The following is a 26,840-nucleotide window of genomic DNA, read 5'->3' on the forward strand; positions in this document are numbered from 1 at the left end:
CGTTTAACTACCTCCATGGCCATAGATGGGGCTGGTCCATCGGTAGATGTTCCGTTCCCATCCTTACGCGCTGCGGGCCCAGTGGCGGTCCACTTTCTATGTACTATCATTCGTATTTCTACCAGATATTAGCTAATTTAGTGCTTATTGCATTTTATTATGATGAAAATTAAACAGATATCGATATTCGTTTTTTTGGTCTTGTTCTTTCTAAAGCATGATCGACTAATTGCGCAGAGTAAATCTCTAGACGACGGCGTATTACGCATTTTGGCCATCGGTAATAGCTTTTCCGAAGATGCTATTGAACAAAATTTATATGAATTAGCGAAAGCAGGAAAGAAAAAGATAGTGATCGGAAATCTCTATATTGGTGGGGCTCCTTTAAGTTTACATGTAAAGAATGCAAAAGATGATAAGCCTGCTTACCGCTATCGCAAAATCAATATTGATGGCCAAATGTCTGAGAAAGCAAATGAACGCTTATCTGACGCGTTAATAGATGAAGCCTGGGATTATATCAGCTTTCAGCAAGCGAGTCCGCTATCAGGTGATTATGAGTCCTATGCGAAAGATCTTCCCCCCTTATATGAGTACGTAACGAAGCATGTTGCATTTCCTGAGACGAAGTATATACTGCATCAGACTTGGGCATATCAAAATGGGGCATCTCACGAAGGTTTTATCCGTTATAACCGTAGTCAGGATAATATGTATAAGGCTATTGCCCATACTTCGCGAGAGGTCTTTAACTGGGGGAATTTTGATCTATTAGTCCCATGTGGCACAGCGATCCAAAATGCACGCTCAAGTTTTATGGGGGATCATTTTACACGCGATGGTTATCATCTAAATTTAGATTACGGACGTTTTATTGCGGCATGTACCTGGTATGAGTCTTTGTTCCATGAAAGTGTGTTGGGTAATACATTTTTACCCCTCAAAGTAACCTATGTGGAGGGAACTATTGCGCGGGCTGCTGCACATAAAGCAGTGGAAGCTCCTTATGCAGTAACGGTATTAAAGGATTTTCAATTAGTCAATTAATATTTATATGAGTATCAAAAAGAGTTATTTGATCGAATTGCATCAAGAAACCAAAAACACAAGACGTATTTTAGAGCGTATACCGGATGATAAATTGGATTGGCGTCCGCACGATAAATCAATGAGCTTGGGCGAACTGGCTTCTCATGTGGTTGGACTACACAACTGGGTACATCAGGCAATACCAAAAGATGTATTTGATTTTAAAGTGGATTATCAACCTGTTAAAGTGTCTTCTGTAGAAGAATTAAAGGAGATCTTAACAATAGGATTGGAAAATAATAAGGCCGCAATTGAAGGTATTCAAGAGGAAGACTGGTTTAAAGAGTGGGTTTTACAATCTGGAGATTATGTCATTGCACGTTTACCCCGAGCTGGAGCGATACGTTTTATTGTTAATAACCATATAGTACATCATCGTGGTCAGTTAACAGTATATTTACGATTGTTGGATATTGCTGTACCGGGCTTATATGGACCATCGGCAGATGAAGCAATGCCGATTTAGTGCGTATCGTCGCCAATAAGAATAAAAAAAGGGAATCAAATTTTTGATTCCCTTTCTTTATATACTTTATCAGCTAATTATTTAGCCAATTCTTCAGCGATTGCTTTTCCGATTTCAGCTGGAGACTCAACAACACGAATGCCACACTCACGCATAATTTTCATTTTTGCAGCAGCTGTGTCATCTGCGCCACCTACAATTGCACCAGCGTGTCCCATACGACGTCCTGGAGGCGCTGTTTGCCCTGCGATAAATCCAACAACAGGTTTAGTACCATGCTCTTTGATCCAACGCGCAGCTTCAGCTTCCATTCCACCACCAATTTCACCAATCATGATGATAGCTTCAGTTTGAGGATCATTCATTAATAATTCAACAGCTTCTTTTGTTGTAGTACCGATAATAGGGTCGCCACCAATTCCGATTGCAGTTGTAATTCCTAATCCCGCTTTCACCGTTTGATCTACAGCTTCGTAAGTCAAAGTTCCTGACTTAGAAACTACACCTACATTACCTTTTTTGAAGATAAATCCTGGCATGATACCGATTTTAGCTTCGTCTGCAGTGATAATACCTGGACAGTTAGGACCGATTAAACGAGAGTTTTTGTCGCTTAAATAAGATTTAACTTGGATCATATCCTTTGTCGGGATACCTTCTGTGATACAAACAATCACTTCAATACCTGCAGCGGCAGCTTCCATGATCGCATCTGCAGCAAATGCTGGAGGTACAAAGATAATAGAAACATTAGCTCCTGTAGCGTCTACTGCATCTTGAACAGTATTGAATACAGGACGGTCTAAGTGTTGTTGACCACCTTTACCAGGAGTAACACCACCAACTACATTTGTTCCGTACTCAATCATTTGAGTAGCATGGTAAGTACCTTCGTTTCCAGTGAAACCTTGAACGATTACTTTTGAATCTTTATTAACTAATACACTCATTTCTTCTTTAAATTTTGCACACAAATCTACTATTTTGCTTTCTAAAATGGAAGCAATGTGAATAGGAATGTGACCTTTATTGATAAATTTTTAATTGGAATTGCGTTTTTGGATAAAATCCCAAAGAATAATGCCAATTGCGACAGATACATTGAAGGAGTGTTTAGTTCCGTATTGCGGTATTTCGATACAGGTATCAATTTTTCTCATGACCTCTTCATCAACCCCATTGACTTCATTTCCAAAAATCAATGCATATTTCTGATGATTTTCGGGTTCAAACTCCTGTAGCATGACACTGTTATCTGCTTGCTCAATGGCAACAATGACATAGCCTTCTGACCGAAGCTGATCGACGACAGCTGTCGTATCCTGGTGATATTCCCAAGCGACCGATTGAGTTGCTCCTAAGGCTGTCTTTTCGATTTCGCGATGGGGAGGTGTTCCGGTGATGCCACACAAGTATATTTTTTCAATAGCAAATCCGTCTGCTGTACGAAAGGCCGAGCCTACATTATGCATGCTCCGTACATTGTCCATAATGATTGCGATTGGAGTTTTTTCTTGTTTTTTAAACGATTCAACATCTGTACGTTGAAGTTCATCCATCGATAATTTTTGCATGCTGCAAATATACTAAACCTAAAAAATAAAATAGATTTTGAATATTGAAAATAAGGTGTTATTTTTGCAGTCCGAATTACAAGAAAAAATTGAATAAAAATTAGCTAAAAAAAATGGCAAATCATAAATCAGCGATCAAAAGAATTAGAGCAAACGCTACTAAACGTTTAAGAAACCGTTACCAAGCAAAAACTACACGTAACGCAATCAAAAAATTACGTCATACTACTTCTGCGGAAGAAGCAAAAACATTGTTACCTCGCGTAATTTCTATGCTTGATCGTTTGGCAAAGAAAAATGTGATCCACAAGAAAAAAGCTTCAAACAACAAATCTAAGTTAACTAAATTTGTTAACAGTTTAGCGTAAGCTTTTTGTATAGATATCGAGGGGTACAGCTCGCTGTATCCCTTTTCTTTATGTTATATACTTTGGATTTCTCTTTCCAAGCGAATTGTAAATAAAAAAGCATCGATATTCGATGCTTTTTTATGTTTAAGCCTTTCTTGCAAACCTTATTGGTGCAAATTGGGCAGCAATTCGGCAATAACCTTTTTCAATTTGTTTGGATCTTTCATATAAGGTTCTAAATCGTAAAGTTCTACCTTTTTGAAGTCAATCGGATGACTTTCACTTTGAAGTGAAATGGTACCTTTAGTCAATAGCTGACCATCTTTTTTTACACTTGGGTCAAAATCGCTTACGTTTCCGCCACCAATTTGGGGTTTAGTATACTGTAAGACTACTTTATCTTCAAGAATATGCTGTACTAAAGAGTCGCCCAGCACCAAAAAATCCGCAGTTACCCATTGGTCCCCGGCATAAGTTTTGGATGTTGAGCTGATGCAATGTGGAGTGAATAATTTGTTGTCCATAACAACGTTTGTACCTGGAGTGCATAGATTGCTTGTGGTCCGTTCATCTTTGCCATTTCCGCCCAGCAGCTGTCCTTCAATTGATATTGGGAAGTCCTGATCTACACCCATGGTTTTCGGATCTTGTCCATGTAACATGGCCCCACTATTACGCCAGGCCCAGCCTTCGCCACCATTAGCCTGTTCACCAACAAATCTGTAAGTGACACGTAATAGATAAGCAGAGAATTCTTTATTATAGAACAGGTGGCCATACTGAAAATTGAAATTATCATAGCCATCATATCTCACCTTAAGTAAACCGTCTTCTACGCGAAATGTATTTTTATAATTATCCCCAACTTTGTGATTTCTAATTTTAGGGGTCCAGTTCTTTAAGTCTTTCCCATTAAATAATTGAATGGGTTTGGGTTTCTTGTCTTGAGAGTTGGCAAATAGATTCGTGCTAAGCAATAGAATTCCAGTACTATAAATGATATGTTTGAATTTCATCCTGAATTAGGTTTATTGACCTAAATTAGGTAAACATTTTTAAATAAGCAATTCTTTTTGTTTGACATATTCACTGGGACGGATACCGACAACCTTATTGAATGTGTTACTAAATGTGGGTAAGCTATTGTACCCCACTTTGAGTGCAACTTCATTTACGCTCAATTTTTCGTCCAAAAGCAGCTTAAGTGCCGTCAGCATTCTGAGAATTGTGTAATACTGAATAAAAGACATATTTAATTCTTTTTGAAACAATCTGGCTAATGTGCGTTCGCTGATATTAAATAATCCAGCAAGCTTTTTGAAGTTGACATTTTCCGTTATATTTTCTTCGAGGTAAGTGACTATATCCTTTAATTTTTGGTGACTGGGATAGGGCAGCGCTAATGGAAGTTCATGTAGGGATAACTCCGGAAGGATAAGTTTAAATGCTGTAGCAATGCTGTATTTAGGTTCTTCAACTGGAAATATATTGCCGTTCCAGCGGTTAGTGAACATGATAAGCTCTATCAAAAGATCATTTACGGGATAAATTCCCATCTTGCTGTAAAATGGAGCATCATTATTGGCTTTTGGAAAGTACAAATTACGCATAACGACCTCGGGAGTACTTGGATGAATACTATGCTTTATACCGGCTGGAATCCATAAATAATGACGCGCTGGTAAGAAATAAGACTTTTTCTCTGTTTTAATAAAAACAACACCGCCTTCGGTGTATAGAAATTGATCCTTATCATGGCGATGCTCGGAAATATAATGCTCTGCTATAATAGCATGGTGACAATAAATGCTATCTTCAAATGAGTCTACTTCCGTCATGTAATAACGGTTGACATATTTTGCATCTGTCGTTATATCTTGTGTATTCATCTTAAACTATCATCCTATGTGACAAAGGTAAGACTTTTTTACTAGACCACACTTTTTACTTGGTAAAGGTGAGTGTATACTTACAATAAAGCGGCTTTTCTTTAGTTGGAAAGTTAGTATTTACTTACTTTAATTTTGATGCATTTAAAGTAAGTTGTTTATTTACAGTATGATATAAATTATGAATCTAGATGATGTAAACTATTTTTTTGCTATGATTTGTTGTATATTTTTGATCTGTAGCCAATTGCGTTTTCTTAGTCGCATTTGGATAATTTTGTGTCACATGACAATAAATATAGCGTTGGAAAAAATGCTAAAATTGTTTGGTTTAGAGATTGGTAAAATATAATAAATAGCTTTCAATTTCTTAAGTTTACAATAACTGAATAAAATAAAATTATAACACTATGGCTTACGAAAGAATAAAAGTTCAAAGCTTACATGATAAAGTAATTACAGGTGAAGAAGCCGCTAAACTATTTCAAAATGGAATGGTGGTTGGATCGAGTGGCTTTACGAAGGCTGGAGATAGCAAGGTTGTATTACCGGCTTTAGCTGAACGCGCCAAGGTGGATCCATTGAAAATAACCTTGATCACTGGGGCTTCTTTAGGGCATGGAACTGACGGTAAATTGGCCGAGGCAGGAGCATTATCCAAGCGCATGCCTTTCCAGGTAGACCGTATTCTACGTAATAAAATAAATGCTGGAGATGTATTGTTTATTGATCAACATCTAAGCGAAACAGCAGAATTGCTGCACAATAAGAATTTACCTCAAGTAGACATTGCCGTACTCGAAGTTGCAGCAATTGAATCTGACGGAAGTATTGTTCCAACGACTTCTGTGGGTAATTCAGCGACTTTTGCTGCTTTGGCTAAGCAGGTTATTTTAGAGGTAAATACAGCGATCCCGATGAGCATCAAGGGAATACACGATATTTACCAGGCAGAAGATTATCCACGACGTAATGTTATTCCAATCGTAGCTCCTGAAAATAAAATTGGTCGTAAAACTATTCCTTTGGATACAAGCAAGGTGGTGGGGATTGTCTTTACGAATGAATTGGATAGCCCTGCTGATATTGCTGAACCAGATGTCAAAACAACAGCCATAGCAAAGCATATTTTAAACTTTTTTGAAAGTGAAGTGGAACTTGGCCATTTGTCAGAGAATTTAATGCCGCTTCAAGCGGGTATTGGAAAAGTTGCCAATGCTGTTTTGACGGGATTTATACATAGTAAGTTTCGAAATTTAACTATGTTTTCCGAAGTGTTGCAGGATAGTACGTTCGATCTCATCGATGCCGGGAAACTTGATTTTGCTTCGGCTTCTTCAATAACAGTCTCGGAAGAATGTTATTCAAGAGTGTTCGATCATTTGGATCGATACCGTGATAAAATTGTGTTGCGTCCGCAAAATATCTCCAATACTCCTGGATTGATCAAACGTTTGGGGATTATAGCGATCAATACTGCCATTGAGTTTGATATTTATGGAAATGTAAATTCTACCCATACTTCGGGTACTAATATTATGAATGGTATTGGAGGATCAGGTGATTTTGCACGAAATGCTTATTTGAGCATCTTTGTCACTCAGGCAGCCTCTAAGGGGGATGCGATATCTCATATTGTTCCGATGGTTTCCCATGTAGATCACACCGAGCATGATGTTGATATTTTAGTAACAGATTTTGGTTTGGCCGATTTACGTGGTTTAGCACCTCGCGAACGTGCAAAAGTTATTATTGATAACTGCGTACACCCTGATTATAAGGAACAGCTTTTAGATTACTACAACCGAGCTTGTGAAAGGGGGGGACATACTCCGCATTTATTAGAAGAAGCTTTTAGCTGGCATATTCATCTCCGTGAAAAAGGCACTATGAAAAAACATAAATAGCGCTCTTCCAATGGAAGTATCACGTATTTTGCCACCGATTATAATCGGATTTTGATCACTTAATTGCAGCGATTAAAATCATGAGGTCGCAACAGTGGTCACGTTATCGTTGAGGATTACATGGACGTTAGATCAAACAGTTTGGATAGGAGGAGTGCTTGGAAAATGCCGTTACAACAGCTGTTTTAACGGCATTTTTACGTTACATTTCCTTTAAACTCACTTCTTTCTTTTCGCCATCTTTTTCGATAGTGACACGTTTTTCGATATTAGCCTTATCGACATAGGATGATCTTGCCGTACCATAATTTGTGGTGGAACCTGTATAGCCCCAATAATTATAATAATTGGTATAACCTGATACGTATGAATAGTTATAAGAATTGGTGAAATCGAAGCTTGCCATGATCACGTAACTACCAGGCATCAGATCTGTAAATTCGAAATGGCCCTCATCGTCGTATACCTTTGCTTTTTTAACGGCATATCCGAAATCAGGGTCTAATGGCACTTCCTGAACCTTCTTTTGTTTTCGTATCTTTTTATTGACTTCCAACCATTCTTCGTAATAAGGAGAGTTGGCGAAGAGTGTGATTTCTGTACCTTTGGGAGCATACTGCTTTTTTGCGGTATTGACAAGACCACCAAGTTTTTTTCCTGAGCTAGACCTTGCGTAAGCCGTCCCGATGATGACACTATTCCCTCGGGCTATTTGCTGGGCAGCTTGTTCTTTGTTGAATCTATTTTTAATAGGTTGATAGTCCAGCTCTTCGTTTACTGTAATTTCCCATTTTCCGTTACCCATGGACATCTCACGTTGCCATAACCGTCGATCTTTCTTATCGACTACGTAATTATAAATGGCACCGGTACTCTCTTCTAAAAGTGTAACTAGCCAACTGTCGTGCTTACCCGTTTTTGGGGAACCATAACTGTAGCTTTTTACTTCCTTGATCGTGTAGTCTTCAACGAAAATGTCCGAATTGCTATTGTAGTAGAATTGTGGAATGCGCGCTTTATAACCGAGATCTAAAGGGAGGGTTAAAATCACGTGATCCATCCAGTTAAAATCTATAAATGGCTGAGTCGGATTCAACGTAATCTTTTTATCTTTTTTAGTTTTCTTCGAATAATAATTACCTGTAATTGTTTCGCCAAAGCTGAGGTTTAACTTCGTTTCCTTTCCATCGCTGGAATAGCTAATCGGTTGAAGCGTTTTTGCATCGGCAACAGTGGTTCGCATCGAAGTCCATGCATTATCCTTTGGAACATAGGTATTGGTTAAAGTCAGTTGATTATTAGCGGCGATAATGTTGTAGGTCAATGACCCTTGCTTATCCCAGGTGTTATCTTTGACATAATAAACAGTGTATAGCGATTTTTCTGGTTTAATATAGTTGGTGTTGATATCGCGACTACCCGGCGTGACGGTTTTCTGACAGAGGCCAACAGCGGGAAGTAAACCTACACTTAAAACAAAGGCATATATTTTCATATGTGTGATCATATAGTTAATGAAAAACAAGCTGTTTTCTTATTTCGATTTATGTATCTAAGGTAATAAAAAACTTTTTGATTTTTTGTCACTGTCGATTCATTCAATGACTTACTGTTTGCGCGGATGTGAGGGACTATAGTCATGCCAACGATTTATCGCTTAGTGTTGTTCTAATTTTAAAGGAACTGCTTTTTATAAATTGATATTCCGTTATTGGAGTATTTTTTATTGTTGCAGAAGTGTACGATATAGTATATGGAGAAACTACAAATCACTACGGAAAAAATTGAAGAATGGATTGCGGCTGGCTATGACATTCTTCAGGATGGAGAGTTAATTAAAGTTGAAGGTGATATCCCCGAATTTCTAAAGCAATTCGCGGAGGATACAGCGGATACAGCACCCAAAACTTATTTATTGAAGGAGCTACTTACCTGGCCGGAAGAAGAACTCAAAAAAATATAAATGGGGTTAAATGTTATGCGCTATTTTTGAGCTCCTTAGAAGACGAATTGAGTAGGTGTTTTATTGCTAAAAACATTGGATGAGTGATGTAATAATTTGAACAGCAGAAGATTTGACCGGTTTAAAATCGGAATTATTCATTATATTTAGTTAACCTAGTTAATTCGATATGTCATATAATATCCCCGAAAATTTGAAAGGTCTTTCTGCAAGCGAGGTTGCTGCTGCTAGATATAAATATGGTTGGAATCAGTTGAGCGAAAACCATAAGAGTACCTGGTTTGAACTACTTGTCGGTATTTTGAAGGAGCCGATGTTGATCCTGTTGATTGTAATCTCCATTATTTATGTCCTTGTAGGGAATTATGGAGAGGCTGTGTTTATGTTTGTTGCTATTGTTGCCGTCACGGCAATTTCTTTTTATCAGGATAACCGCAGCAAGAGAGCTTTAGAAGAACTAGAAAAGCTAAATGAACCATTAAGCACTGTGATTCGAGATGGTAAAGTTACTGACATCCCGACTCATGAGATTGTTGTGGGAGACCTCTGTATTACTGAAGAAGGGCGTATTATAAACGCCGATGGTCATATTTTACATAGTAACGATTTTTCTGTTAATGAATCTTCTTTGACGGGAGAGAGCTTTTCCGTATTTAAGGATAATAAATCCGAAGATAACATGGTGTATGGCGGAACGGTTACAGTTTCTGGCCTTGCAGTCTTTGAAGTTACAAAAACCGGCAAAGAGACGCGTGTTGGTAAGATCGGCGAGTCTATAAGTAACATTAAAGAAGAGATATCACCGTTGCAACTGCAAATTCAAAAGTTTGTAAAAGTAATGGCCATTATTGGTATCCTAATTTTTTTGTTTGTCTGTCTATATAGTTTTATTGACAGTGGTAATTTAGTGGCAAGTCTGCTCAATGGGCTTACTTTGGCCATGTCAGTACTACCTGAAGAGATTCCTGTTGCATTCACAACATTTATGGCACTGGGTGCTTGGAAACTTATGCGTCAAGGAATTATAATCAAAAGAAGCAGTATTGTTGAGACGTTGGGTAGTACCACTGTGATCTGCACGGATAAGACGGGAACGATTACCCAAAATTCAATGCAGTTAAAATACCTGTATAATTACGCTAGTGATGCCTCGTATAAACAGGAAGAGTTTGGTGATCCAGCGCTGAGTGAACTTATCGATTACGCCATGTGGAGTAGTGAGCCTGTGCCCTTTGATCCGATGGAAATTACGTTGCATAAAATATACGAAAAAACGCAGCAGCAGGACCTTAGAAATGGATTCAAGCTATTTCATGAATATCCCCTGGAAGGCAAGCCACCGATGATGACTCATCTTTTCGAAAATCGCGATAAAGAAAGGATTATTGCAGCTAAGGGCGCTCCTGAGGCTATTCTTAGTGTCTCTAGGCTTTCCGATAATGAGAAAAATAAAATTAGAGGTATTATTACATCCTATGGAGAGCAGGGATTTCGTCTGTTGGGCGTGGGCAAGGCGAAATTCGAAGGCGATAATTTTCCTACAAAGCAACAGGATTTTGCGTTTGAATTTTTAGGACTGACCGTGTTTTATGATCCACCTAAAAAGGATATTGAAAAAGTTTTCGAGCATATCTATGCCGCGGGGATTAAAGTTAAAGTAATAACCGGTGATAATGCTGACACCACTAAGGCAATAGCGGCCCAGGCTGGAATTATTAGCTTAACCCCGCCAGTCAATGGCAGCGAAATAGTGAGCCAATCGGAAGCTGAAATAATAGCGTTAGCGGAGAGAACAACCTTATTTACAAGAATGTTCCCAGATGCTAAATTGGCCGTTGTAAATGCGCTGAAAAAGAACGGTGAAGTCGTTGCTATGCTTGGCGATGGAGTAAATGACGGGCCGGCATTGAAAGCTGCTCATATAGGAGTGGCTATGGGCGATAAAGGTACTGAAATTGCAAAATCAGCTGCAGCACTCATCATCACGAACGATGATTTAGAAAAATTGACCATCGGTATAGCAGCTGGGAGAAGAATTTATGCAAACATCAAGAAGGCGGTTCAATATATTATTTCTATTCATATCCCCATTATTTTAACCGTATCGCTTCCATTGTTTTTGGGTTGGGTATTTCCACAGATTTTTAGCCCCGTACATGTAATTTTTCTTGAGTTAGTGATGGGGCCTACTTGTTCGATTGTCTATGAAAACGAACCAATTGAAAAAGATACCATGAAACGTCCTCCCAGAGCAATGAGCGATACCTTTTTGAGTATCAATGAGCTTGGCATAAGCATCGTTCAAGGGGTTATCATCACGATAGGGATTCTATTTGTGTATCAACTTGCCGTTCAGCAGGGTGATACGGAAGAGAAAACAAGGGCAATGGTTTTCTCCACTTTAATTTTTGCTAATATTTTGTTGAGTTATGCAAACAGATCTTTCCACTATAGCATCTTTGAAAGTTTTAAAAATAGAAATCTGTTGCTGTTGGGTATTTCAATCGCTGTGCTCCTATTTTTGGCTGTGATACTCTATGTGGGGCCGGTGGCCGATTTTTTTAACGTAACAGCGCTGAGCGGACATGAATTAGGCATAACATTCGCCGTTGCCGCTGTATCTGTGCTATGGTTCGAGGTTTATAAACTGTTCAGAAGAATTGCCCATCAAAAATCGCGGAAAAAAGAATGTAAATATAGTTTTGACAGCCAAAAGAAGACGCAGTCAAATCAGGGATATTACTGAATAAATTTTGAAGTGATTCCTCTTTTCTTGATATAGAAATTCAGCGCTCGTCCTGCTTCGGTAGGACGATCCGTACTCAGTATATCTGCACCTCGATCAATAAATCCTGCATAAACTTGAATGCCTTTTTTATCTGCTTGTTTGTCCAAATTACCAAGTGTACCCAATATACACATGATACCATGATCGTGGAGTATTTTTGTCAACTGAGGATCCGCTTCTCGCGTTCCTACAAAGGCTAATAGGCGGTTGTCTGGAATATCTTTTTCATTAAGCCTGGCAAGATCGTTCACGGTATTGATAGAAGCCGAAATCATTAAGTCGCCAGCGAGATTATGGACCTTGGCTGCTTGGTTGGCGCTGTAGGTAATGATGACCACACTAGATTCTGCACGTTGCTTACGGATAGCATTGATAACAGCTTCATAAGGAACATCATTCTTTATATCTAAGGTGAAAATTACCTTACCTTTTCCCCAAGATAGCGCTTCTTCCAGCGTTGGGATCTGATATGGTGTTATTTTTTTGTAATTATCCAATAGACGTAGCTGTTTGAGTTCCGACAAGGTGCTGGCGTTCACAGGCCCTCTGCCCGTTGTTGTACGGTTTAACGTATTGTCATGCATTAATACCAATGCTGAATCTTTGCTGAGGCGTACATCACACTCAATAATGACTGGCTGCAAGTTCGCATTATAAGAAAATGTTTCGATAGCATTCTCGGGGTATCCGGATGTCGGGCCACCGCGATGCAAACTGACCAAAGGATAGCGATTATCGTCATAGGTCAAAAACTGATATAATTCCTCAACATGCTGGAGTTTTAAGCGTTTACCTACCGGCAAGCCGTCCGTATTGTCTCCATGCCGCAAGCAACTGCTTAATACCAGGCAGATCAATAAGAGGAAATAGTGGGCGATACGAGATTTCATTGTTTATTTATTGTGCTCAATAATCAGATCGGCCAGTTCTTCGACACTGGTATTTAATTGATCGATTGTTAGATGGGCTTGCGTATAATGAGGCTCTCTTTCGATCAGTTTTTCTTCAATAAATAAGCGGAGTTCTTCAGGTGATTTTCCGATCAGAATCGGTCTTTTGTGAAGTTTTGATTGCGAAAGCCTGTCAAATAGTGCTTTTGGAGACATGTGTAAATACACTGCATAGCCGTTTGCCTTAATCCAATCCATATTGTCGAAGAAACAAGGTGCACCGCCCCCTGTTGAGATTACAGCTGCTTTCTCCGCAAATTTACGCAATTGCTCGCGTTCCAATGCGCGAAATGCATCTTCGCCATATTGCGCGAAATACTCAGTAATACTCATGCCGATTTGCTTGACGATCTCCTCATCAGTGTCTATAAATGGCAGCTCTAGTTTACTGGCAAGTTTTTTACCAAGGGTAGTTTTTCCACTTCCCATATAACCAATCAAAAATATAGGTTTAGGCATAGGTATTATTTGTCTTTACTTAGAAATTCATCTTCAATGGATTTGGCATCCGGAAAATTATTATAATGCCATTTTCCGATCACGTTTCCTCCTTTTAAGAGTAGTACGCCTGGATTTGCTCTGACCATACTTTTCAAAGGAACTAGATCGGCGTAGAATATCTCCGCGATTAATTGCATTTTATCACTCAGATATTGAGCGTCTTTCGATGCTGACGCGGTTAATAGGACGACACGGAGTCCGTTATAATCCTTTGTTAACTGGATAGCGGATTGATTGATCTTTTGGATGGCATCAATATTGGCCGTCGAAAGATCTTTTGCAACGATAATAAGATTGTAATAAGGGTTTGCAATGATTTCTTGTGTGTGATCAGCTCCGTCTGCATCAGTGATCAAAAGATCTGGAATAGGAATATCATAACCCTTTTTGACTAATTTACTCTCAGGTTCACCTATAATTTCCCATGATTCATCTTCCCATAGTTTATCAGCCATATAAGTTTTGTCGTTGACCTTTTTAGTTTCGCCTGTCTTTTTATTTTTCATGGTATAGATTTGCTCAAACAGATCCCCTTGTTTGCCTTCTGGCAATACCATTAACGAAGGTAAATTGTTGCCAACCTTATAGGGTAAAAAGTCAATAAATGGGAGGTAGTTTACAGTATAAATACCGATACCTAAGGAGATAACCGCTGTAATCATTGTAACAACAAATTGATTGCCTGATCCTTTGATAATCGATCGCAACTGTTTTCGGTTAAAAAATATTACTAGAATCAACGCCAGCAGCACGAGGTCTTTGGAAAATGATTGCCAAGGTGTGAGGGGGATTGCATCGCCAAAGCATCCACAGGAGGTTACAACCTCGAAAAAAGCCGAATAGAAGGTCAAAAAGGTGAAAAATAGGATCAGCAGGAGTAGGCCCCAAGCAACTGTATTGCCATATAGCCCCAATAATAATAGTGCTCCTAATAGAATTTCAAAACCACAGATCACAACAGCGATTGCGGTAGCATACTCATTAAAGGCTGTGAGATGAAACACCTCAAAGTATTCTTGGAGCTTATAGCCAAACCCGGTCGGGTCATTGGCTTTTATAAAGCCTGAGAATATGAAAAGAAGTCCGGTAAAAATTCGGCAAAACCCTAATAAATAATTCGTTTTGGTACGCTGCTGTGTCAATGTCATAATCCGGTTATTGTTGTGCTATTCCTAATTTAATCAATGCAAAAACTGCGTAATTGAGCATATCCTGATAATTAGCAGGAATACCCTCAGAAACAAGTGTTTGCCCGTCATTATCTTCGATTTGTTTAACTCGGTGTATTTTCATTAAGATCAGATCTGTCATGGAAGATACACGCATATCGCGCCAAGCTTCACCGTAATCATGATTTTTAGCGAGCATAAGATCTCTGGTTTCAGTCACCTTTTCGGTATATTTTTGATTCACAAAGTCTGTATCCAAATTTTCTTCGCCATCTTCTCCCAAATCAATCTGAATCATGGCCATGACACAATAATTTATGATACCAATATATTCGTCAGCGATTCCCTCGCCTACTTTGGAAACTTTTTTGATTTCTAGTGTGCGTATACGCTGTGCTTTGATATAAATCTGATCTGTAATGGAAGATAGGCGCATAATTCGCCAAGCTGTTCCATAATCTTTTGTTTTTTTTATAAATAAATCCTGACAATGCTTGATCACATTGTTATATTCCTGAATGGTATCCATATCGTTGATTGAAGAAACTTGATGAGACAAGTTGTGATTACATTACAAATATAATTAGAAAATAATACTTCCGACGGTCAAATGAATGTACAATTTATGCTTTATTAATAAAATATAGATAATAATTTTGGATATTACCACAATATAAAGTTCGCAGGGTAAAGCACTAGGCAATGCTCAAATACATGGTGTAGATTTCTTGCTTTCTGTTTGCTAAAATGTTTAATTGGGATAGTTTTAAAAGAGTGGATTAGTTTACCAACTTTAGCTAATAAAAAAAATAAATTCATGGATTTTCAACAACCTGTTATTAGGAAAGTAAAGATCATTCGATATGTACAGCCATTTCGGGAGGGAGGGTCTTTACCGGCACTGGTCGATGCTGATGATGGCTTCAGTTATGTCATAAAATTTAGGGGAGCAGGGCAAGGGCGGAAGGCCCTCATCGCCGAATTGATTGGCGGAGAGCTGGCAAGACTGTTAAAATTGCGCGTGCCCGAAATTGTGTTTGCCGATTTGGACGAGTCCTTTGGTCGGACAGAGCCTGATGAAGAAATTCAGGATCTACTTAAATTCAGTGTGGGCAAAAACCTAGGTCTACATTTTCTGAGCGGAGCCATCACATTCGATGCAAATGTTGACGTTATTGCGGCGGAAGAAGCATCCAAGATTGTTTGGCTAGATTCACTCTTAATGAATGTGGACCGAACTGTTCGGAACACAAATATGCTGATATGGCACAAAGAACTTTGGTTAATAGATCATGGAGCTGCTTTATATTTCCATCACAGCTGGGATAACTGGGAGGAACAGTCGTTAAAGCCATTTGTTCAGATTAAAGATCACGTACTGTTAAAAAATGCCAGTAGGGTGGGGGAGATAGATGCGGAATATCGTTCACTTTTTACGGAGACGGTATTTCGTGACATATTAGCCGTGGTACCGGATGAGTGGTTGGAAGATTCCGAACGTGAACTTTCGGCGGCGGATGCGCGAGAAGTATATGTTTCTTTCTTGAAACGCCGTGTAGCCAATTCATCCATTTTTGTAAAGCAAATTGAAGATGCCAGAAAAGACCTTATATGAGTACGCTGTGGTACGTTTGATACCACGGGTGGAACGCGAGGAATTTATTAACGTGGGTGTAGCTCTGTATTGTCGCAAGTACCGTTATGCGAAAATGATTTATTTTGTCAATGAACAGAAAGCGCGGTCGCTTTGTCCGGATATTGAATTGGAAATGATTGAAAATCATCTGTCTTCTTTCCAGCGAATCTGTCATGGAGAAAGAGATGCCGGCAAACTTGCTGAGCTGGATATCACCGAACGTTTTCGTTGGTTGACAGCGAAGCGGAGTACCTTGATCCAATGTTCGGCCTCACATCCCGGTTTGTGTGAAGATCCAGAAGTTACATTGAGAGAGTTGTTTGAGCGTTTGGTTCTTTAGGCCAAAGGATTTATTCCATTAGCGAGCGGATTTAAAGTGATGGTCAAAGCCGTTAAGTTTTTTAGTATAAGGCTTAATCTATCAATATTGTATAGTATATTTGTTTCAATAAATTAGTGAAGATGCATGATTTTTATCAACATATCTATGAGCAGCAATTGGCTGTTTTAGAAATGCCTTCTAATAAGAAGATCTGTGGATGGGCTATCCGAATTTTGGATGTGCTCTTTCCGGAACGAAATTCAGGCGATATGAAATCTGTCGATGATGTGAAGCTCGCTTTTGAGCAATTTGAATTGGAACTGGAGCAGCTTTTGAGCAAATCCAAAGCTTGTCAAAGCTGCAATCATTCGGACGTAGCGCATAAATTCTTTGAACGGATTCCACAACTTTATGAACTGATGTGCTGGGATGCCGATGCATTGATGGACGGGGATCCCGCAGCGCAGAACAAGAGAGAGGTCGTACGTACTTATCCTGGTTTTTTTGCGATCTGTATTTTCCGGATGGCCAATGAACTGCATCGTTTGGGTGTTCCTTTGATACCACGTATATTGACGGAGCATGCTCATTCCAAAACTGGAATAGATATCCATCCTGGAGCAACGATAGGCCATCATTTGCATATTGATCACGGAACCGGACTGGTCGTTGGTGAAACTTGTACTATTGGTAATTATGTAAAGCTTTATCAGGGGGTAACTTTAGGCGCACTGAGTGTGGATAAGGTTTTTTCCAATGTAAAGCGGCATCCGACTATAGGTGATCATGTGATTATCTATTCCGGTGCTACCATTCTTGGCGGCGAAACACAGATCGGTCATCATTCGGTGATTGGCGGTAATGTGTGGTTGACAAGTTCTGTAGAGCCGTATACCACGGTATACCATCAGGCTACATCAAAGTTTATAGATTCGAAACCAATAAATTAAATACCATGGGAAATATCATAGATACGATTGGGAATACGCCATTAGTCGAGATTACGCAATTCCATACCAACCCGAAAGTGAAGATTTTTGCGAAAATGGAGGGTAATAATCCAGCTGGTTCAGTTAAAGATCGTGCAGCGCTCAATATGATCCGTTCAGCGATGGAACGTGGCGATATTACAAAAGATAGCAAATTGATTGAGGCAACTAGTGGTAACACAGGAATCGCATTAGCTATGATTGCAGGTATATATGGGCTGAGCCTAGAACTTGTGATGCCCGCTTCTTCCACCCGTGAGCGAACGCTTACGATGGAGGCGTATGGAGCGAAAGTTACCCTGTTGGAATCGATGGAAATATGCCGTGATTATGCGGAAGAAAAGGCTGAAAAAGAGGGCTATTATATATTGAATCAATTTGCGAATCGAGATAATTACCAAGCACATATCAAGACCACAGGTCCTGAAATCTGGCGTGACACAGATGGCAAGATTACACATTTTGTAAGCGCCATGGGCACCACAGGAACAATCATGGGTAACTCCATCTACCTGAAAGAAAAAAATGCAGCCATTCAGATTGTAGGTTGCCAGCCCACTCCTGAATCATCGATACCAGGTATACGGCGTTGGCCCGAGGCCTATTTACCTAAGATTTTTGATCCGCGTAGAGTAGATCGTGTTCTCGATATATCCCAACAGGAGGCCACTGAGCTTGCCCGGGAGCTTGTTAAGCGCGAAGGTGTTTTTGCGGGGATGAGTACGGGGGGAGCCTTAGCCGGAGCACTCAAAATTGCGAATGAAATTGAAGCGGGCGTTATTGTATTTATTGCCTGCGACCGCGGTGACCGTTACTTGAGTTCGGATCTTTTTGGCTAAAAAATAACATAAAAAATGCCCGGCCCACTAGGAGATTATGCTAATTTAACCCAATCTTAGTGGGCTTTTTGGAATTCAGCGTCATGCCCAAAGGTTATGAGGTTGCTGTCGGGGTCCAAAATTGAAAACTCACGTTGACCCCAAGGCTTGGTATCAAGTTTTCCATTGGGGTGTATAGCTACGTTGTTTTCCTGAAAAGATTGATACAAGCGGTCAATATCGTCTGTACGGACGTACACCATACCATAATTTTCTTTGGGTGAAAGTTCTTTAAATTCAAAAAAATGGATTTCAACATGATCTTTTTTTAGCATGAGATAGCCCTCGTAATCGACGCTCCCGATCAATGAAAAACCAAGTTTATGTACATAAAAATCCTTTGTAATGGATTTATTGCGCATCGGTAGTTTGGGGTGAATGGCAGTCAATTTCATCTGTTTATATAAATAAAGTTCCGTTGAATCAATTCTGTTAGTTGCCTCTTTCAAAGATAGTTATTTATTGTACCTCAACATAATCATATCTTTCAATAACTGGCCATTTTCATATATAGGCCGCTCATAATTTTTTATAAAAAAGTCTTTACGAATTCCGTATTTAACAAATCCATTTCGTTCATAGAAACGAATTTGTGCGAGTCCGCAATCTGCGGTACCTACGATCAGGTTAGCATATTGCTGGTAATTGGCCTTAATAAAATCAAGCAATTGGGTTCCGAGTCCCATGCCTTGAAATGCTGGAGATACGGCGATGTTTTTAATTTCCAATGTTTCTGAATCGACCGGATATAAACAAAAAACAGCAATCGGCATTTTCACGTCATATACGACATACACTAGGGATTCGTAAAGGTATTTATCGATTGCATGTACCGTTTCGTCTGCTAAAAGCAACAAATCATAAGGGTATTCCTTATGATTTGTAATATGCTTTATTTGATAGCGATTGTGCATTGATAAGAATTCGCTAATTTCTGTGAATCTAAAGCTGAGACTAATTGAAATGATATAAAAAGATGACGTCACCTACGTAAGCCGGTTTTGTACTATCTTTGATTTTCAATGTAGCTTCTATGGTTACTTTGATAACACCTCTTAAATTGACGACAGACTTTACCAGTGTATGTAGCTGCACCGCATTGTCAACCAAAACGGGCTGTGCAAAACGTAGGTTTTCGATCCCATAATTGATTTCCATTTTGACATTTCTTACTTCAGCTATTTGTTTCCATAAATAGGGAATGAGGGACAAAGTCAGATAGCCATGGGCTATAGTTGATTTAAAAGGGCTATCAGTTTTTGCTTTTTCACTATCTAAATGAATCCATTGATGGTCGAGTGTTGCATCCGCAAATTGATTAATTTGTTTTTGATCAATAACATGCCATTGGGATTCGCCTAATGATTTTCCTTCAAAGGCTTTGTACTCTTCATAATTGTTAATTATTGTCATATGTAATCTTTTTATCGCGTTTTGTTTTTGTCGGTCCCCCTTATGTATGGTGAAGGGAAGACGAATTTGTGGCTAAATATAACTATACTTTTAAGAATCCTAAAGATATCCTTTATTTAAAAGGTGATGGAGTGAAATGACAAGCTAAGCTGGTCCGTCGCCAATTCATTATCCGTTTTGTGTAGTTGCATAAGTATTTTCAACGTAAGATCTGAAGTTTTCGAGTATGGCCTTCCATCCATTACGCTGCATATCAATGGAATTTTCAGATTCAGCATCGAAAATTATGGTGACTTCAGTTACAGATTTTTTAGCATTGAAGTTGACTTCAACATGACGTCCATCAGGCATGACATAGGCTATTTTTTTAAAAGGCTCTAGTGCGGTATAGCTGCCTTCAAAATCAAACCCCATCGATCCATTTTTTGCTTCCATTCGATTTTTGAACTTTCCTCCAATGCGTAAGTCGTTGATTGAACTTGTGCAGTGCCAATCATCTGAGGCATGGTTCCATTGCATGATATCTTCTGCCGAGTTATACGCATTCCAGACCGTTTCTACGCGCACGTTGATAGCGGTTTCAATTTTTATCCGTTCCATATAATGTGACTCTGTTTTCTATTTTAATACATGTTTTTTACGTTAATAACAGGAAAATTTGTGTTTTGTTATATCTGTTTCCAGATAATTATCAAGATATAATAAAAAGGCTAAAATTGAAACTTATTTTAGTGCAATTAAATGGTTTCTCTTAAAGTTTGTTACCTTTAAGGGATGTAAGACTTAAATACGATTCATATGTCCTTCAAATTCCTTATTATCTCTTTTTTCCTGTTTTCGCCAAGTTTGATTTTTGCTCAGCACTATAGAACGACAACCGATGTTGCGTATTGCAAACCTAACGAGCCGGATTCTTATAAGAAAGAACGTTGTAAATTGGATATTTATATCCCGACAGATCGTAAAAATTTTGCTACCATTGTTTGGTTTCATGGGGGGGGATTAGAAGAGGGGAATAAATTTATTCCACTTGAACTTAAAGAGAAAGGTGTGGCGGTTATAGCGGTCAATTATCGATTAAGTCCTAAAGCAAAAGCTCCTGAATATATTGAAGATGCTGCAGAAGCTGTTTCCTGGGCATTCTCAAACATTGCCAATTATGGTGGAGATCCTTCAAAAATTTATGTTTCGGGCCATTCGGCGGGTGGGTATTTGGCTTTAATGGTAGGCTTAGATAAGCATTATCTTCAAAAATTTGGTGTTGATGCAGATCGTATAAAAGGCCTGGCGCCAATCAGTGGACAGACCAATACACATTATACAATAAAAAAGGAACGTGGACAATCGATGGTGATTCCTCAGATTGATCAGTTTGCACCACTTTCATTTGTACGCAAAGATGCGCCGCCCATCCTCCTGATCACCGGCGATCAGCAATTGGAAATGGCTGCACGGTTCGAGGAAAATGCACATTTGGCAGCAATATTAAAGCAGGTTGGACATACAAAAACCTCACTCTATCAGCTGCAGGGCTTTGACCATGGTGGTGTATATGCGCCTGCCTGTCTGCTGATGCTTAACTGGATTAGGCAAATTGAAAAGTAGTTTTATGTATTTAAATAGCGTGTCAAAATAGGCCTTATTGAAATATCATAAACAAAAAATAAAATAGTACAATTGTTCATTCAAAAATTCTACCGACATTTACTTCAGAAGTAACGTATATAGTTACTTGGAAAATTTCAATCCGTTATGTGGACAAAACGCGGTATCGTATTTATAATCTGTATTATGGGACTTTTTTTTGCTCCAAATAGGTTATTTGCCTGCCATGCGCCGTCGGAAAAAAACAGTCAGGAAGAAAAATCATGTTGTCTTGATGAAACGCAAAAGACAAGAGACACAGCAACCGTCGATTGTTGTAAAGATAATGGAGCAGAGTCGGCGGCTTCAGACGATCGGGTAGATGACTGCAGTAAGCGCTGTGGAGAAAAGTCTTGCCGTGTCTCCTTTCAATATCGTTTTATTGTGTCAGTAATCGAAGCTCCGCAGATTTTACCGGCGTATGCCGATGCTTCAAGCTCCTATGCGCGCTATAAGCAACCTTTTTGTACAGATATATATATATCCATTTGGCAGCCTCCTCAGCTCGCTCAACAATAGATTGATAGCCCATGCTATGTCTTTTTGGATAGGTTTTCTGTCCGAGCCCGATTTATTTAGCTTATGAAAATCCCTTTGGATCTATCGGATTCAATGCATACATCTATTGATTGCTGTACCGTAATTTTCATCAGTATTCATTTATATACAACATATCATAATCATGAGATTAATTTCATTACTTGGTTTGGTAATCTCGGTATTACTATCCACTCAATATACATATGGACAAATTAAAAATGCAAAGACAGCCACAGTAAAGATCTTCGGAAACACTACGGCTGTTAAAAAGATAATTGAAAAAGTTGGCAGCGATGGACACACTGCGATCGTTGACTGGGATCCGACATCCAAACTAGCATCTATTACTTATGATCCTTCAAAAACAAGTGCTGATGAAGTTCTTAAGCGTATAGCATTGGCAGGCTTCGACAATGAAAAGTTCCTGGCTCCAGATGATGTCTATGCGCAATTGGCTAAAGCTGAGCAATATGAACGCGTGCTAAAACCAGCATCAAAAAATCGAGCTGAACAGCAGGTCGATCATAATAAGCACAATCAGGGCGGCCAAACAGCAAATAATGCTTCCCGTGTTCACCCTTCGAAGATAACAGAACCTGAAAAAGAGAAGACAGCGTTTGGCCAGTTGGCAAACCATTATTTGGGGCTAAAAGATGCTTTGGTGAAGACCGACGCACAGGGAGCTGCAGTCAAAGCCACCGCGTTGAAGGAAGCGATCAAAGCAGTCGATATGAATAAGCTTACGCATGCTGAACATACGGTTTGGATGAAGGTGATGAATAGCTTAGCATCTGATGCATCGGGCATCGCCCAAAATAAAGATGTGGCTAAGCAACGCGTGACTTTTGCTTCTCTTTCAAACGCTTTTTATGAACTTCTCAAGGTGAGTAAATTGGATGGACCTATTTATTATCAGCATTGTCCCATGTATGATAATGGCAAGGGTGCGCATTGGCTCAGTAAAGAGAACGCGATAAAAAATCCTTTCTATGGGGCGCAAATGATCGGTTGTGGAAGCACGGTAGAAACGTTAAACTAATCGCCTCCCTATGGATTATTTTCATATTGGTTGGCTTGAAGAATGGCAACTGTACGTGGTGTAGGACTTCGCAGTGATACAAAAGTCTGGATAAACTATTTAATATTGATTTTGTTGATAAGTTTGTCAGTTACACCACTGATCACGGGGCATCCGGGTGTGAGGTTGGTCTATCAGTATGGGGTAGGACCTATGGGTAACAGAATACTAATTAAGTAAATGAATTAAGATGAGTAAAAAGAGTAATATATTAACCGTTGTTTTACTATTGATGGCGCAATTGACGGTGCTGGCCCAGAAAGTGGTTCGTCACGACCTTTATGTACGGGATACAATCGTCAATTATGCCGGCAAATCAAAACGGGCAATCGCTGTAAATGGACAGATTCCGATGCCTACCCTGACTTTTACAGAAGGGGATACGGCAGAGATTATTGTTCACAATGAGTTAAAAGAGAGTACTTCGCTACACTGGCATGGTGTTTTTTTGCCGAACAAAGAAGACGGCGTACCGCATTTGACGCAGGAACCGATAAAACCAAATTCAACTTACACCTATCGTTTTCCGATAATCCAGCACGGTACACATTGGTATCACTCGCATTCAGGCCTGCAGGAACAGATCGGTATGTATGGTAGCCTGATTCTCAACAAGCGTGCTGATGATAAGACTTTCCGAAAAGGAATTGATGATTTACCCACGATTCCCGTCATATTGAGTGAATGGACAAATTACAATCCAGACAATATACAGCGGATGCTGCATACAGCAAACGATTGGGCAGCGATAAAAAAAGGTTCAACACAATCGTACGTTGAAGCTATTAAAGCAGGAAAGTTTAAGACGAAAGTCACGAATGAATGGAAACGTCAGCTTGCGATGGATGTCAGTGACGTTTATTATGATAAGGTGTTGATGAACGGGGCTCATTCCACGGATTTGAATTCGGTGAATGGTAAAGCATTGAAAGCAGGAGATAGAGTGCGTTTACGAATTTCCAATGGTGGTGCTTCGTCTTATTTTTGGCTGCGCTACGCAGGTGGTAAAATTACCGTTGTTGCAAATGATGGGAATGATGTGGTACCAGTGGAGGTCGATCGATTAATGATCGCAGTATCGGAGACTTATGATGTCGTTGTAACAATCCCAAATGAAGCTACAGCTTATGAATTTATGGCAACCACGGAAGATCGCACACAATCTACAAGCTATTTTATCGGTAATGGTATCAAACAGTTGATCTCCCCACTTCCCCGCCTTAAATATTTTGAAGGAATGAAGATGATGAACGACATGATGAAGATGAATGGCGATCTCAATGATATGGGCATGAAGATGAGTCTGAATCAGATGGATATGAATGTGGTGATGTATCCCGAAATTACAGGCGATGGAAAGAAAAAAGAAGATCACAATAAACATAGCGGTATGGATCATGGACAAATGAACATGGACGAAGATCCCAATCGTTATAATGCCAATGCATTAGGTAATATTGTCACGCTGAACTATGCGATGCTAGAGTCTCCTCAGGCGACTGAATTCCAAAAAGAAGCCCCCATACGAGATCTCAAATTTACGCTTACCGGAAATATGAGCCGTTATGTATGGAGCATGGACAACAAAATTCTCTCTGAGACGGATAAGATACCTGTAAAAAAGGGTGAGGTATTGCGCATTACCCTCTATAACAATTCAATGATGCGTCATCCCATACATCTGCATGGCTTTGACTTTCGCCTGCTGAATGGAAAAGGAGCTAATGCGCCGCTGAAAAATGTGGTTGATGTTATGCCTATGGAGACCGATACGATCGAATTTTTAGCCAATGAAGAGGGGGACTGGTTTTTTCATTGCCACATTTTGTACCATATGATGGCTGGTATGAATCGAGTTTTTGCTGTTGGGGATTACCAAAACCCCTATCTTCCGAACAAAACCAAAGCCTATAAACAACTGCAAATGGAAAGTAATATGACGCATTTCATGGCGCAAAATGATTTTGCGACAAATGGAAATGATGGGCAGGCAATGTTTCAGAATGCACGTTGGCAGCTTGGCTCGGAATGGCGATTGGGCTATAATGATATGCACGGTTATGAGGTGGAAACCCATTTAGGCCGATTCTTCGGGAAGATGCAATGGTTTATGCCTTTTGTAGGCTTTGATTATCGTTACCGTCGTATGGGGGAGGATGAACATGAAACAAATATTTTCGGACAGGCAAATAAAAAAGATAGCCGCAAAGCGCTAAGTTTAGGTTTTATGTATACTTTGCCCATGCTAGTTAACGTTCAGGCAGAGGTTTATCACGATGGCATTATACGACTGCAACTGATGCGTGAAGATATTCCGATCTCCAGAAGGATCCGTGGTGATTTTATGGTCAATTCAGATCGTGAATATATGATGGGGCTAAACTATGTCATTACCAAAAATATGGCCTTTAGAACGCATTATGATAGTGATATGGGGTTTGGTGTAGGCTTGTCGTTAAATTATTAAGGGGTAGATCAGCATAGGCGAAATCGCTAGTATGGAAACAGAACAGCTGATTTTTAAAAGAGAAAATAAAAAATGCCAGAAATCAGAAATCTCTGGCATTTAATCATAGTGTGAATTTTATGACGACAAAAGTTTTAATGCTTAAATCATCCATTTAAATAGGCTGGCTCCCCAAGAGAAACCTGCGCCAAAGGCGGTTAACATGACTAAGTCACCTGTATTTAATTTTTTAATATTTTGCCAAATACATAATGGAATTGTGGCAGCAATCGTATTTCCTAGGTATTCTATATTACTTAGAGCTCTGCCTTCTGGTATATTAAGGCTACGTCCAACAGCATCGATGATCCGCTGATTGGCCTGATGTGGAATTAACCAGCTGATATCTTCAATCTGTAGGTTGTTGCGTTGCAACACCGTAGTACACGCATCGCTCATAGACTGTACAGCATGTCTGAATACAGTTTTACCATCTTGTTTCAGAAATCTGTTGTCATTTACAGGAAGATTACTGTCGATGGGATACAAAGAACCACCAGCCTCTATTTTTAAAAATTCTTTTCCCGCGCCGTTACTGCAAAGATAAGCGTCCATAATACCCCCTTCTAATGAAGGCTCCAGCCAGATAACGCCAGCACCATCCCCAAAAAGAATATTGGTTGATCGGTCTTTTAAATCTACATATGTACTGATATTATCGGCTCCTACAACAAGTACGTTTTTGTAACGTCCTGTCTCCACCAAAGCAGCAGCCATATCCAGGGCATATAGAAATCCAGAGCAAGCTGCGTTGACATCAAAAGCCCAGACATGAGAAAGCCCTAATTTTTCTAAAATAATATTGGCTGTTGCCGGCATCGGCATATCGGGTGTAGAAGTCGCTACAATGAGCGCATCTACATCTTTCAGGTTTTTATGATATTGTTCCGCCAGATTCTGTATCGCTTTTACAGCCATATCTGATGTGGCAAGATTCTCTTCTAAAATTCTTCGTTCCTTAATACCTGTACGTTTGATAATCCATTCATCGGATGTATCGCAAAACTGTTCTAAATCTGTGTTTGATCTCTTATTCGGTGGAATATATCCGCCAATACCGGTTATTGCGGCATATGGCCTGCTGGGTATTCTCTCCGTCATAAATTAATGTACTCCATTCTCTCTTATTGTATCGCTATCCAATTGGAATAGCTCTGTGCGTTTTTGCACTGTAAAACTACGGTTAAT

At 39.5% G+C, this 26,840-nt stretch carries 28 protein-coding genes; 14 read left to right on the forward strand and 14 right to left on the reverse strand.

Annotation, left to right across the window (positions count from 1 at the left end; genetic code table 11):
• Positions 1–159 precede the first annotated feature (159 nt).
• Together B3E00_RS19430 and B3E00_RS19435 are read left to right on the forward strand one after the other, a co-directional pair.
• A complete protein-coding gene (locus B3E00_RS19430; RefSeq protein WP_293884430.1) occupies positions 160–1,047 on the forward strand; it encodes a DUF4886 domain-containing protein in 888 nt (295 codons plus the stop codon).
• 7 nt (positions 1,048–1,054) lie between these two features.
• Positions 1,055–1,555, forward strand: a complete 501-nt coding sequence (locus B3E00_RS19435; RefSeq protein WP_293888134.1) for a DinB family protein — start codon at positions 1,055–1,057, stop codon at positions 1,553–1,555.
• A 77-nt stretch (positions 1,556–1,632) separates the two neighbouring features.
• Here B3E00_RS19435 and sucD read toward each other — a convergent pair whose 3' ends face one another.
• Together sucD and B3E00_RS19445 are read right to left on the reverse strand one after the other, a co-directional pair.
• The gene (sucD, locus tag B3E00_RS19440; protein ID WP_293888132.1) at positions 1,633–2,505 is read right to left on the reverse strand and encodes a succinate--CoA ligase subunit alpha; all 873 of its coding nucleotides are present in this window, start codon (positions 2,503–2,505) and stop codon (positions 1,633–1,635) included.
• A gap of 90 nt (positions 2,506–2,595) precedes the next feature.
• Entirely contained in the window at positions 2,596–3,129 is a 534-nt protein-coding gene (locus B3E00_RS19445) for an RNA methyltransferase (protein WP_293884428.1), read from the reverse strand.
• Between the two features lie 113 nt (positions 3,130–3,242).
• Here B3E00_RS19445 and rpsT point away from each other — a divergent pair, with 113 nt between their 5' ends.
• Positions 3,243–3,497: a 30S ribosomal protein S20 gene (gene rpsT / locus B3E00_RS19450; RefSeq protein ID WP_209576789.1), complete on the forward strand. Its 255-nt coding sequence runs from the start codon at positions 3,243–3,245 to the stop codon at positions 3,495–3,497.
• 146 nt (positions 3,498–3,643) lie between these two features.
• Here the strand turns inward: rpsT and B3E00_RS19455 are convergent, their stop codons facing one another.
• Positions 3,644–4,495 carry a 3-keto-disaccharide hydrolase gene (locus B3E00_RS19455; protein WP_293884427.1) on the reverse strand — a complete coding sequence of 284 codons (852 nt, stop codon included), beginning with the start codon at positions 4,493–4,495 and terminating at the stop codon, positions 3,644–3,646.
• Positions 4,496–4,534: 39 nt separating this feature from the next.
• Positions 4,535–5,368 (reverse strand): helix-turn-helix transcriptional regulator, encoded by an 834-nt coding sequence (locus B3E00_RS19460; RefSeq protein ID WP_293884426.1) that lies wholly within the window; start codon positions 5,366–5,368, stop codon positions 4,535–4,537.
• Positions 5,369–5,778: 410 nt separating this feature from the next.
• On the opposite strand from B3E00_RS19460, the gene B3E00_RS19465 reads away from it, so the two are divergent.
• Complete coding sequence (locus B3E00_RS19465) at positions 5,779–7,275, forward strand: succinate CoA transferase (RefSeq protein WP_209576783.1); 1,497 nt, start codon at positions 5,779–5,781, stop codon at positions 7,273–7,275.
• 202 nt (positions 7,276–7,477) lie between these two features.
• Here the strand turns inward: B3E00_RS19465 and B3E00_RS19470 are convergent, their stop codons facing one another.
• Positions 7,478–8,770, reverse strand: coding sequence for a hypothetical protein (locus tag B3E00_RS19470; protein ID WP_293888130.1), 1,293 nt, complete (start codon positions 8,768–8,770; stop codon positions 7,478–7,480).
• Positions 8,771–9,028: 258 nt separating this feature from the next.
• Here B3E00_RS19470 and B3E00_RS19475 point away from each other — a divergent pair, with 258 nt between their 5' ends.
• Both B3E00_RS19475 and B3E00_RS19480 read left to right on the forward strand, forming a co-directional pair.
• Positions 9,029–9,238 (forward strand): hypothetical protein, encoded by a 210-nt coding sequence (locus B3E00_RS19475; protein WP_209576779.1) that lies wholly within the window; start codon positions 9,029–9,031, stop codon positions 9,236–9,238.
• Positions 9,239–9,407: 169 nt separating this feature from the next.
• A complete protein-coding gene (locus tag B3E00_RS19480) occupies positions 9,408–11,984 on the forward strand; it encodes a cation-translocating P-type ATPase (RefSeq protein ID WP_293888128.1) in 2,577 nt (858 codons plus the stop codon).
• On the opposite strand, the gene B3E00_RS19485 is transcribed toward B3E00_RS19480, so the two are convergent.
• From B3E00_RS19485 to B3E00_RS19500, 4 genes are read right to left on the reverse strand one after another with little or no spacing between them, the layout of a single operon-like run.
• Complete coding sequence (locus B3E00_RS19485; RefSeq protein ID WP_293884423.1) at positions 11,978–12,916, reverse strand: glycerophosphodiester phosphodiesterase family protein; 939 nt, start codon at positions 12,914–12,916, stop codon at positions 11,978–11,980. The two genes, B3E00_RS19480 and B3E00_RS19485, sit on opposite strands and share 7 nt — an antisense overlap.
• 3 nt (positions 12,917–12,919) lie before the next feature.
• Positions 12,920–13,435, reverse strand: a complete 516-nt coding sequence (locus tag B3E00_RS19490; protein ID WP_293884422.1) for a shikimate kinase — start codon at positions 13,433–13,435, stop codon at positions 12,920–12,922.
• Positions 13,436–13,440: 5 nt separating this feature from the next.
• Entirely contained in the window at positions 13,441–14,625 is a 1,185-nt protein-coding gene (locus B3E00_RS19495; protein WP_293888124.1) for a BT_3928 family protein, read from the reverse strand.
• 7 nt (positions 14,626–14,632) lie between these two features.
• Positions 14,633–15,175: a DUF1599 domain-containing protein gene (locus B3E00_RS19500; RefSeq protein ID WP_293884420.1), complete on the reverse strand. Its 543-nt coding sequence runs from the start codon at positions 15,173–15,175 to the stop codon at positions 14,633–14,635.
• Positions 15,176–15,463: 288 nt separating this feature from the next.
• Here B3E00_RS19500 and B3E00_RS19505 point away from each other — a divergent pair, with 288 nt between their 5' ends.
• The 4 genes from B3E00_RS19505 (at position 15,464) to cysM (ending at position 18,432) form a co-directional block, all read left to right on the forward strand.
• Entirely contained in the window at positions 15,464–16,261 is a 798-nt protein-coding gene (locus B3E00_RS19505) for a HipA family kinase (RefSeq protein ID WP_209576767.1), read from the forward strand.
• The gene (locus B3E00_RS19510; RefSeq protein WP_209576765.1) at positions 16,239–16,622 is read left to right on the forward strand and encodes a DUF3037 domain-containing protein; all 384 of its coding nucleotides are present in this window, start codon (positions 16,239–16,241) and stop codon (positions 16,620–16,622) included. The genes B3E00_RS19505 and B3E00_RS19510 overlap by 23 nt, the downstream gene beginning before the upstream one ends.
• A 122-nt stretch (positions 16,623–16,744) precedes the next feature.
• Positions 16,745–17,554, forward strand: coding sequence for a serine O-acetyltransferase (locus B3E00_RS19515; RefSeq protein WP_209576764.1), 810 nt, complete (start codon positions 16,745–16,747; stop codon positions 17,552–17,554).
• A gap of 5 nt (positions 17,555–17,559) precedes the next feature.
• Positions 17,560–18,432: a cysteine synthase CysM gene (gene cysM, locus B3E00_RS19520; protein WP_293888120.1), complete on the forward strand. Its 873-nt coding sequence runs from the start codon at positions 17,560–17,562 to the stop codon at positions 18,430–18,432.
• Between the two features lie 56 nt (positions 18,433–18,488).
• Here cysM and B3E00_RS19525 read toward each other — a convergent pair whose 3' ends face one another.
• The 4 genes from B3E00_RS19525 to B3E00_RS19540 all read right to left on the reverse strand — a co-directional run bounded on the left by B3E00_RS19525 (position 18,489) and on the right by B3E00_RS19540 (position 20,484).
• Positions 18,489–18,866, reverse strand: a complete 378-nt coding sequence (locus B3E00_RS19525) for a bleomycin resistance protein (RefSeq protein ID WP_293939734.1) — start codon at positions 18,864–18,866, stop codon at positions 18,489–18,491.
• A 60-nt stretch (positions 18,867–18,926) separates the two neighbouring features.
• Positions 18,927–19,385 carry a GNAT family N-acetyltransferase gene (locus B3E00_RS19530; protein ID WP_209576760.1) on the reverse strand — a complete coding sequence of 153 codons (459 nt, stop codon included), beginning with the start codon at positions 19,383–19,385 and terminating at the stop codon, positions 18,927–18,929.
• A gap of 40 nt (positions 19,386–19,425) precedes the next feature.
• A complete protein-coding gene (locus tag B3E00_RS19535; RefSeq protein WP_209576758.1) occupies positions 19,426–19,884 on the reverse strand; it encodes a MaoC family dehydratase in 459 nt (152 codons plus the stop codon).
• A 168-nt stretch (positions 19,885–20,052) separates the two neighbouring features.
• Positions 20,053–20,484 (reverse strand): SRPBCC domain-containing protein, encoded by a 432-nt coding sequence (locus tag B3E00_RS19540; RefSeq protein ID WP_209576757.1) that lies wholly within the window; start codon positions 20,482–20,484, stop codon positions 20,053–20,055.
• 198 nt (positions 20,485–20,682) lie between these two features.
• Here B3E00_RS19540 and B3E00_RS19545 point away from each other — a divergent pair, with 198 nt between their 5' ends.
• The 4 genes from B3E00_RS19545 to B3E00_RS19560 all read left to right on the forward strand — a co-directional run bounded on the left by B3E00_RS19545 (position 20,683) and on the right by B3E00_RS19560 (position 25,613).
• On the forward strand, positions 20,683–21,489 hold the full coding sequence (locus tag B3E00_RS19545; RefSeq protein ID WP_293939736.1) for an alpha/beta hydrolase: 807 nt from the start codon (positions 20,683–20,685) through the stop codon (positions 21,487–21,489).
• Positions 21,490–21,675: 186 nt separating this feature from the next.
• The gene (locus B3E00_RS19550) at positions 21,676–22,047 is read left to right on the forward strand and encodes a hypothetical protein (protein ID WP_293939738.1); all 372 of its coding nucleotides are present in this window, start codon (positions 21,676–21,678) and stop codon (positions 22,045–22,047) included.
• A 163-nt stretch (positions 22,048–22,210) separates the two neighbouring features.
• Positions 22,211–23,107: a DUF3347 domain-containing protein gene (locus tag B3E00_RS19555; RefSeq protein WP_293939739.1), complete on the forward strand. Its 897-nt coding sequence runs from the start codon at positions 22,211–22,213 to the stop codon at positions 23,105–23,107.
• 229 nt (positions 23,108–23,336) lie between these two features.
• A complete protein-coding gene (locus B3E00_RS19560; RefSeq protein ID WP_209576749.1) occupies positions 23,337–25,613 on the forward strand; it encodes a multicopper oxidase family protein in 2,277 nt (758 codons plus the stop codon).
• Between the two features lie 141 nt (positions 25,614–25,754).
• Here B3E00_RS19560 and B3E00_RS19565 read toward each other — a convergent pair whose 3' ends face one another.
• Positions 25,755–26,753: a beta-ketoacyl-ACP synthase III gene (locus B3E00_RS19565; RefSeq protein ID WP_293884409.1), complete on the reverse strand. Its 999-nt coding sequence runs from the start codon at positions 26,751–26,753 to the stop codon at positions 25,755–25,757.
• Between the last annotated feature and the right edge of the window lie 87 nt (positions 26,754–26,840).

The sequence above is a fragment of the Sphingobacterium sp. UBA5996 genome (genome assembly GCF_002429765.1).
GTDB lineage: Bacteria > Bacteroidota > Bacteroidia > Sphingobacteriales > Sphingobacteriaceae > Sphingobacterium.

Bases quoted from the DNA above. Each gene is read 5' to 3' on its own strand.
- B3E00_RS19565 (WP_293884409.1), bottom strand. From the start codon at position 26,753: ATGACGGAGAGAATACCCAGCAGGCCATATGCCGCAATAACCGGTATT.
- B3E00_RS19525 (WP_293939734.1), bottom strand. From the start codon at position 18,866: ATGAAATTGACTGCCATTCACCCCAAACTACCGATGCGCAATAAATCC.
- B3E00_RS19510 (WP_209576765.1), top strand. From the start codon at position 16,239: ATGCCAGAAAAGACCTTATATGAGTACGCTGTGGTACGTTTGATACCA.
- B3E00_RS19485 (WP_293884423.1), bottom strand. From the start codon at position 12,916: ATGAAATCTCGTATCGCCCACTATTTCCTCTTATTGATCTGCCTGGTA.
- rpsT (WP_209576789.1), top strand. From the start codon at position 3,243: ATGGCAAATCATAAATCAGCGATCAAAAGAATTAGAGCAAACGCTACT.
- sucD (WP_293888132.1), bottom strand. From the start codon at position 2,505: ATGAGTGTATTAGTTAATAAAGATTCAAAAGTAATCGTTCAAGGTTTC.
- B3E00_RS19460 (WP_293884426.1), bottom strand. From the start codon at position 5,368: ATGAATACACAAGATATAACGACAGATGCAAAATATGTCAACCGTTAT.
- B3E00_RS19530 (WP_209576760.1), bottom strand. From the start codon at position 19,385: ATGCACAATCGCTATCAAATAAAGCATATTACAAATCATAAGGAATAC.
- B3E00_RS19505 (WP_209576767.1), top strand. From the start codon at position 15,464: ATGGATTTTCAACAACCTGTTATTAGGAAAGTAAAGATCATTCGATAT.
- B3E00_RS19550 (WP_293939738.1), top strand. From the start codon at position 21,676: ATGGGACTTTTTTTTGCTCCAAATAGGTTATTTGCCTGCCATGCGCCG.
- cysM (WP_293888120.1), top strand. From the start codon at position 17,560: ATGGGAAATATCATAGATACGATTGGGAATACGCCATTAGTCGAGATT.
- B3E00_RS19465 (WP_209576783.1), top strand. From the start codon at position 5,779: ATGGCTTACGAAAGAATAAAAGTTCAAAGCTTACATGATAAAGTAATT.
- B3E00_RS19435 (WP_293888134.1), top strand. From the start codon at position 1,055: ATGAGTATCAAAAAGAGTTATTTGATCGAATTGCATCAAGAAACCAAA.
- B3E00_RS19455 (WP_293884427.1), bottom strand. From the start codon at position 4,495: ATGAAATTCAAACATATCATTTATAGTACTGGAATTCTATTGCTTAGC.
- B3E00_RS19475 (WP_209576779.1), top strand. From the start codon at position 9,029: ATGGAGAAACTACAAATCACTACGGAAAAAATTGAAGAATGGATTGCG.
- B3E00_RS19480 (WP_293888128.1), top strand. From the start codon at position 9,408: ATGTCATATAATATCCCCGAAAATTTGAAAGGTCTTTCTGCAAGCGAG.
- B3E00_RS19540 (WP_209576757.1), bottom strand. From the start codon at position 20,484: ATGGAACGGATAAAAATTGAAACCGCTATCAACGTGCGCGTAGAAACG.
- B3E00_RS19490 (WP_293884422.1), bottom strand. From the start codon at position 13,435: ATGCCTAAACCTATATTTTTGATTGGTTATATGGGAAGTGGAAAAACT.
- B3E00_RS19470 (WP_293888130.1), bottom strand. From the start codon at position 8,770: ATGAAAATATATGCCTTTGTTTTAAGTGTAGGTTTACTTCCCGCTGTT.
- B3E00_RS19535 (WP_209576758.1), bottom strand. From the start codon at position 19,884: ATGACAATAATTAACAATTATGAAGAGTACAAAGCCTTTGAAGGAAAA.
- B3E00_RS19515 (WP_209576764.1), top strand. From the start codon at position 16,745: ATGCATGATTTTTATCAACATATCTATGAGCAGCAATTGGCTGTTTTA.
- B3E00_RS19500 (WP_293884420.1), bottom strand. From the start codon at position 15,175: ATGGATACCATTCAGGAATATAACAATGTGATCAAGCATTGTCAGGAT.
- B3E00_RS19430 (WP_293884430.1), top strand. From the start codon at position 160: ATGATGAAAATTAAACAGATATCGATATTCGTTTTTTTGGTCTTGTTC.
- B3E00_RS19555 (WP_293939739.1), top strand. From the start codon at position 22,211: ATGAGATTAATTTCATTACTTGGTTTGGTAATCTCGGTATTACTATCC.
- B3E00_RS19445 (WP_293884428.1), bottom strand. From the start codon at position 3,129: ATGCAAAAATTATCGATGGATGAACTTCAACGTACAGATGTTGAATCG.
- B3E00_RS19495 (WP_293888124.1), bottom strand. From the start codon at position 14,625: ATGACATTGACACAGCAGCGTACCAAAACGAATTATTTATTAGGGTTT.
- B3E00_RS19560 (WP_209576749.1), top strand. From the start codon at position 23,337: ATGAGTAAAAAGAGTAATATATTAACCGTTGTTTTACTATTGATGGCG.
- B3E00_RS19545 (WP_293939736.1), top strand. From the start codon at position 20,683: ATGTCCTTCAAATTCCTTATTATCTCTTTTTTCCTGTTTTCGCCAAGT.